We start from the raw sequence: 6,270 nt of genomic DNA on the forward strand, positions 1-6,270 counted from the left end.
TTGGGAGATCGCTATGAGTATCGTGAAAAAAGCCTCCGCACACTGGGAAGGCGACCTGAAAACCGGTCTGGGCTCTATCTCGACCGAAACCGGCGTACTGCGCGAAGCCCCCTACGGCTTCAAGGCACGTTTCGAAGGCGGCAAGGGCACTAACCCTGAAGAACTGATCGGCGCGGCCCATGCCGGTTGTTTCTCCATGGCCTTTTCCATGATTCTCGGTGATGCCGGGCTCAAGGCCGACAGTATCGACACCCAGGCCGAAGTGACCCTGGACCAGGTGGACGGTGGTTTTGCGATCACGGCGGTTCACCTGATCCTCAAGGCCAAGATTCCCGGCGCGAGCCAGGCGCAGTTCGATGAACTGAGCAAGAAGGCCAAGGAAGGATGCCCAGTGTCCAAGGTGCTGAATGCCACCATCACCCTGGATGGCACCCTCGTCAGCTGACCCTGCGCAGGTCCAATGTGGGAGCGGGCTTGCTCGCCCCCCACATTTTGTTCTGCGTTAAATCAGAACTCGCGTTTCGCAAATGTGGTCTCATACCCATGCAGCCTTTGGCGCACACCCGTGCGCAGCGCATTTAGGGAGCTTCACACATGAAACGTTTTGCCTTGGCGATTATCTGCGGTGTTTTGGCCACATCGGCAATGGCCGCGCCGAAAGACTGTGAAGAGCTCAGGAAAGAGATTGAAGTCGGCCTACAGGCCAAGGCAATCCCGTCCTACACCCTGGAAATCATCACCGCCGAAGAAGCCAAGAATCATGACGAAGCCATGATCGTCGGCTCCTGCGAAAACGGCACCAAGCGCATCATCTACCAGCGCAACGATGACTGATCAGGGAATGCAGTTGATGCTGCGTTCCTCGGCCAGCAACTGACGCTGGGCGTCATACAGCCGGATGTTCGGGGTAAAGCCCAGCGAGCGCCCTTCCAGGCGGTAGCGTTGGCCGGCCTGGAACTGGTCGTATTGCAGGGTGATAAAACAGGTGCGCTCCTGGGGCTGGTTCAGCCCGCCACCCAGGCCCGCCCCGGCATACACTTCAAAATCAAAACGCACCATCAACTCATGGCTGCCCGCTGGCACCTGGAAGTAGCGCCCATCGTCCAGGGCCTTGCCGTCCAGGCGTTGCGCCATGACCAGCTTGGCGCCCGGCGTCGGCGTGGCGAAATCGACCCAGGCCTGTTGCGGGTCGGCGGGCGGGATTGGCGCGGAGGCACAGGCGCTGAGAAAAATCGCCGCCAAGGGAAGCAGGAGCTGACGCATAGTGGGCACTCAACCGTAGGAATGGTATGAGCATAACCCCTGCCGGCCAGTTAGTCTGGCGGGCCAATGACTCTGGAGCGGTTTGACATGGTGTGGCGTTTCTTGGCGGGGCTGACGTGCCTGTGGCTCGGCGGTTGCTCCAGTGTCAGCTACTACAGCCAACTGGCCAGCGGCCAATGGCAGTTACTGCAGGCGCGGCAGCCGGTGGCCGAAGTGATTGCCGATCCGACGCGCCCGCAAGTGTTGCGTGAGCATTTGGCGCACTCCCAGAAGGCGCGCACCTTCGCCAGCCAACAGTTGCACCTGCCTGACAATCAGAGCTATCGCCTGTATGCCGATATCGGCCGGCCGTATGTCGTCTGGAATGTCTTCGCTACATCAGAATTTTCCTTGTTACCCCAGAACCATTGCTTCCCGATTGCCGGATGTGTGGCCTACCGTGGTTATTACACTCAGGGTGCGGCGCGGGGCGAGGCGGCGTTGTTGCAACTGCGTGGCATGGATGTGTCGATTGGCGGGGTCGAGGCCTATTCCACCCTCGGCTGGTTCGATGACCCGATCATGAGTTCGATGATGCGCTGGGGTGAAGAGCGCCTGGCCACGGTGATTTTTCACGAGCTGGCGCACCAGCGCTTTTATGTGAAGGACGACACCGAGTTCAATGAGTCGTTTGCCACCTTCGTCGAGCAGGAAGGCACCCGGCAATGGCGCGCGGCCCGTGGCCTGGCGCCTGCGAGCGAATCGAGCTTGAAGCAGCGCGACCAGTTTATCCAGTTGATCCTCGACACCCGCAGCCGCCTGGAGCGCCTGTATGCGCAGCCGTTGGCCGCTGATGCCATGCGCCAGGCCAAGGCCGCCGAGTTCGAGCGCTTGCGCAGTGATTATCGGCAGATGCGCGACAGCCAGTGGGGCGGCGACAAGCGTTATGACGCCTGGATCAATCAGCCGATGAACAATGCGCGGTTGTTGCCGTTTGGGCTGTATGACCAGTGGGTGCCGGCGTTTGCGGCGTTGTTCCGCCGCGAGGGTGGGGATTGGCTGAGGTTCTACGGTGCCGTGGAGCAGTTGGGACGCTTGCCGGTGGAGCAGCGCAAATTGGCGTTGCGGCAGTTGGAGGGGCGTGACCTTTAGGGCCCCATCGCAGGCAAGCCAGCTGCCACATGTTGATGTGTGAACACCGCCAATGTGGGAGCGGGCTTGCCCGCGATAGCGGTCTCAAGCCCGCCGCAAAAATGCCTGATGCATCTCGTCCAGCGTCTCAAAATGCCAGCGCGGCGCTTCGGCACTCAATTCTGCAAAACTGCCAAACCCATACCCCACCGCCGCTGCATCCAGGCCATTGCTACGTGCGCCGATCAGGTCGTGCTTACGGTCGCCGATCATCAAGGTACTGGCCGGGTCCAGCCCTTCCTCGTGCATCAAGTGGGCGATCAGTTCGACCTTGTTGGTGCGCGTGCCGTCCAGCTCACTGCCGTAGATCACCTTGAAGTGCTTGGCGAAATCGAAATGCCGGGCGATCTCCCGGGCAAATTCCCACGGCTTGGAGGTGGCCACATACAGCTGGCGCCCCTGGCCATTCAACGCTTCCAGCAATGGCATGACCCCGTCGAACACCCGGTTTTCATAGAGCCCGGTGACCTTGAAGCGTTCGCGATAGAAATTCACCGCCTGCCACGCCCGGGCCTCGTCGAAATCGTAGAACTGCATAAAGGCCTGCAGCAACGGCGGGCCGATAAAGTGTTCGAGCTTGGTCAGGTCCGGCTCATCAATGCCCAGCTTGGCCAAGGCGTATTGGATCGAGCGGGTGATGCCTTCCCGTGGGTCGGTCAGGGTGCCGTCCAGGTCAAATAGAACCGTCTGGTAATCCAGGGTCATTGGTCGAATCCCTCTGCCAGGTGCAGGTCCTTGAGCTTCACGTAGTTCGCGGCGCTATAGGTGAAAAAGGCGCGTTCCTTGTCAGAAAGCGCACGAACTTGTTTAACCGGGCAGCCCACATACAAAAAACCGCTTTCAAGTTTCTTGCCTGGCGGCACCAGGCTGCCGGCACCGATGATCACATCGTCTTCAACCACCGCGCCGTCCATCACAATGCTGCCCATGCCGATCAGGATGCGACTGCCGACGGTGCAGCCATGCAGCATGACCTTGTGGGCGATGGTCACGTCGTCACCGATCAGCAACGGGAAACCGTCAGGATTGAACGGGCCGGCGTGGGTAATGTGCAGCACGCAGCCATCCTGCACGCTGGTGCGCGCGCCGATGCGGATACGGTGCATGTCGCCGCGAATCACCGTCAGCGGCCAGACCGAGCTGTCGGCGCCGATTTCGACATCGCCGATCACCACCGCCGAAGCATCGACGAAAGCCCCGGCGCCGAGGGTTGGCGTGTGATTCTGATAGGTGCGAAGGGTCACGATAGCCTCTCTCTGTTTGGTTGATAGCTGCGGTGGACGTTGATTGTAATTAAGATGGCCCCATCTTTGTCTTACCTGTTTCTTCAGCCAAGGTGCCAACCGTGAGCGCGAACAACCCTCTTTTGCAGTCCTACGACCTGCCGCCGTTCTCGGCGATCCGTGCCGAGCACGTCCAACCGGCCATCGAACAGATCCTGGCCGACAACCGCGTCGCCATCGAGGGCATCCTGCAAAGCCAGGGAAAAAATCCGACCTGGGCCGGCCTGGTCCTGGCCATGGATGAACTCAACGACCGCCTGGGCGCGGCCTGGAGCCCGGTCAGCCACCTCAATGCCGTGTGCAACAGCGCCGAACTGCGCGAAGCCTATGAGGCCTGCCTGCCGGCATTGAGCGCCTATTCCACCGAGATGGGCCAGAACCGCGAGCTGTTCCAGGCCTTCGAAGCCCTGGCCAACAGCCCGGAAGCGGCCGGTTTCGACGTGGCGCAAAAAACCATTCTGGAGCACGCGCTGCGTGACTTCCGCCTGTCGGGTATCGACCTGCCGCCTGAGCAGCAGAAGCGCTATGCCGAGGTGCAGAGCAAACTCTCCGAACTGGGCAGCAAGTTCTCCAACCAATTGCTCGACGCCACCCAGGCCTGGACCAAGCACGTCACCGACGAAGCCACCCTGGCCGGCCTGACCGACTCAGCCAAAGCGCAAATGGCTGCTGCGGCCCAGGCTAAAGGCCTCGACGGCTGGCTGATCAGCCTGGAATTCCCCAGCTACTACGCGGTGATGACCTACGCCCACGACCGCGCCCTACGTGAAGAAATCTACGCGGCCTACTGCACCCGCGCGTCGGACCAGGGCCCGAATGCCGGTCAGAACGATAACGGCCCGGTGATGGAACAGATCCTCGACCTGCGTCAGGAATTGGCCCAACTGCTTGGCTTCGCCTCTTTCTCCGAACTGAGCCTGGCCACCAAAATGGCCGAATCCAGCGACCAGGTACTGAGTTTCCTGCGTGACCTGGCCAAGCGCAGCAAGCCATTTGCCACCCAGGACCTGCAGCAGCTCAAGGCCTACGCTGCCGAACAAGGCTGCGCCGACCTGCAAAGCTGGGACAGCGGTTTCTACGGTGAAAAACTGCGTGAACAGCGCTACAGCGTGTCCCAGGAAGCCCTGCGTGCCTACTTCCCGATCGACAAAGTGCTGGGCGGGCTGTTTGCCATCGTCCAGCGCCTGTACGGCATCGAGATCGCCGAGCAGAAAGGCTTCGATACCTGGCACCCGGATGTCCGCCTGTTCGAAATCAAGGAAAACGGCCAGCACGTCGGCCGCTTCTTCTTCGACCTGTATGCCCGCGCCAACAAGCGTGGCGGTGCCTGGATGGACGGCGCCCGTGATCGTCGGCGTACCGCCGAGGGTGTGCTGCAAAGCCCGGTGGCCAACCTGGTGTGCAACTTCACCCCGGCCGACAGCGGCAAGCCTGCCCTGCTGACCCACGATGAAGTCACCACCCTGTTCCACGAATTCGGTCACGGCCTGCACCACCTGCTGACCCGCGTCGAACACGCGGGCGTGTCCGGTATCAACGGTGTGGCCTGGGATGCGGTGGAGTTGCCGAGCCAGTTCATGGAGAACTGGTGCTGGGAGCCGGAAGGCCTGGCGCTGATTTCCGGTCACTATGAAAGTGGCGAAGCATTGCCCCAGGACCTGCTGCAAAAAATGCTCGCGGCGAAGAACTTCCAGTCCGGCCTGATGATGGTGCGCCAACTGGAATTCTCGCTGTTCGACTTTGAGCTGCACGCTACCCACGGCGATGGCCGCAGCGTGGCGCAGGTGCTCGAAGGCGTGCGCGACGAGGTGTCGGTGATGCGTCCTCCGGCCTACAACCGCTTCCCCAACAGCTTCGCGCATATCTTCGCCGGCGGTTACGCGGCGGGGTACTACAGCTACAAGTGGGCCGAGGTGTTGTCGGCGGATGCCTTCTCCAAGTTCGAAGAAGACGGCGTGCTCAATGCCGAGACTGGCCGGGCGTTCCGCGAGGCGATCCTGGCCCGTGGCGGTTCCCAGGCGCCGATGGTGCTGTTCGTCGACTTCCGCGGACGCGCACCGTCGATTGACGCACTCTTGCGCCACAGCGGCCTGAGTGAGGACGCAGCAGCATGAGTGACGGGCCTGTGATCACCAAAAAGCAATTTATCGCCGGGGCCGTGTGCCCGGCGTGCAGCGAGCCGGACAAGTTGAAGATGTGGACCGAAGACAATGTGCCCCATCGCGAATGCGTGGCCTGCGGCTATACCGACACGCTCAACGACCAGGGTTTGTCGGTGCCCAAGGAATTGGGCACGCGGGTCAACACCTCGGCGTTGAAAGCGCCGGCGGACCCCAAGGTGCAGGCGGTGCAGTTCTTCCCTAATCCGAAGCTGAAAAAAGACTGACGGGCCTTACTCCGTCCAACCTGTGGGAACAGGCTTGTGTAGGAGATTCTATGGTTTTGGGGAAGCCCCCCAAACCGCTTTTGACTGGTATTCGCTCAGGTTTTTCATGAGCGAAAAGGCGATGCGCGCCAGCTTGCGGCCAATGATGACCAGGGCTTGAGTCGTTTT

The 6,270-nt window shown here is 61.0% G+C and carries 8 protein-coding genes; 5 read left to right on the forward strand and 3 right to left on the reverse strand.

The annotated features are described in order from the left end of the window. Positions 1 to 13 precede the first annotated feature (13 nt). Positions 14 to 445, forward strand: a complete 432-nt coding sequence (locus JFT44_RS05345; RefSeq protein WP_010168580.1) for an OsmC family protein — start codon at positions 14 to 16, stop codon at positions 443 to 445. A gap of 149 nt (positions 446 to 594) precedes the next feature. Beyond that, a complete protein-coding gene (locus JFT44_RS05350; protein ID WP_057439267.1) occupies positions 595 to 834 on the forward strand; it encodes a DUF1161 domain-containing protein in 240 nt (79 codons plus the stop codon). On the opposite strand, the gene JFT44_RS05355 is transcribed toward JFT44_RS05350, so the two are convergent. Continuing rightward, positions 835 to 1,263: a hypothetical protein gene (locus JFT44_RS05355; RefSeq protein WP_057439266.1), complete on the reverse strand. Its 429-nt coding sequence runs from the start codon at positions 1,261 to 1,263 to the stop codon at positions 835 to 837. 87 nt (positions 1,264 to 1,350) lie between these two features. On the opposite strand from JFT44_RS05355, the gene JFT44_RS05360 reads away from it, so the two are divergent. After that, complete coding sequence (locus JFT44_RS05360; protein ID WP_057444832.1) at positions 1,351 to 2,394, forward strand: aminopeptidase; 1,044 nt, start codon at positions 1,351 to 1,353, stop codon at positions 2,392 to 2,394. A gap of 84 nt (positions 2,395 to 2,478) precedes the next feature. On the opposite strand, the gene JFT44_RS05365 is transcribed toward JFT44_RS05360, so the two are convergent. Together JFT44_RS05365 and JFT44_RS05370 are read right to left on the reverse strand one after the other, a co-directional pair. Next, positions 2,479 to 3,138: an HAD family hydrolase gene (locus JFT44_RS05365; protein WP_057957890.1), complete on the reverse strand. Its 660-nt coding sequence runs from the start codon at positions 3,136 to 3,138 to the stop codon at positions 2,479 to 2,481. Then, positions 3,135 to 3,677 carry a gamma carbonic anhydrase family protein gene (locus tag JFT44_RS05370; protein WP_057957891.1) on the reverse strand — a complete coding sequence of 181 codons (543 nt, stop codon included), beginning with the start codon at positions 3,675 to 3,677 and terminating at the stop codon, positions 3,135 to 3,137. The genes JFT44_RS05365 and JFT44_RS05370 overlap by 4 nt, the downstream gene beginning before the upstream one ends. A 101-nt stretch (positions 3,678 to 3,778) precedes the next feature. Between JFT44_RS05370 and prlC the strand changes: the two genes are divergently transcribed. Beyond that, positions 3,779 to 5,830 carry an oligopeptidase A gene (prlC, locus tag JFT44_RS05375; RefSeq protein WP_057439264.1) on the forward strand — a complete coding sequence of 684 codons (2,052 nt, stop codon included), beginning with the start codon at positions 3,779 to 3,781 and terminating at the stop codon, positions 5,828 to 5,830. Further along, on the forward strand, positions 5,827 to 6,102 hold the full coding sequence (locus JFT44_RS05380; RefSeq protein WP_057439263.1) for a YheV family putative zinc ribbon protein: 276 nt from the start codon (positions 5,827 to 5,829) through the stop codon (positions 6,100 to 6,102). Before prlC ends, JFT44_RS05380 begins: the two co-directional genes overlap by 4 nt. Positions 6,103 to 6,270: the final 168 nt, after the last annotated feature.

Origin of the sequence: Pseudomonas sp. MF5691 (genome assembly GCF_016405645.1) — a bacterium.
GTDB classification, from domain to species: Bacteria; Pseudomonadota; Gammaproteobacteria; order Pseudomonadales; family Pseudomonadaceae; genus Aquipseudomonas; species Aquipseudomonas shahriarae.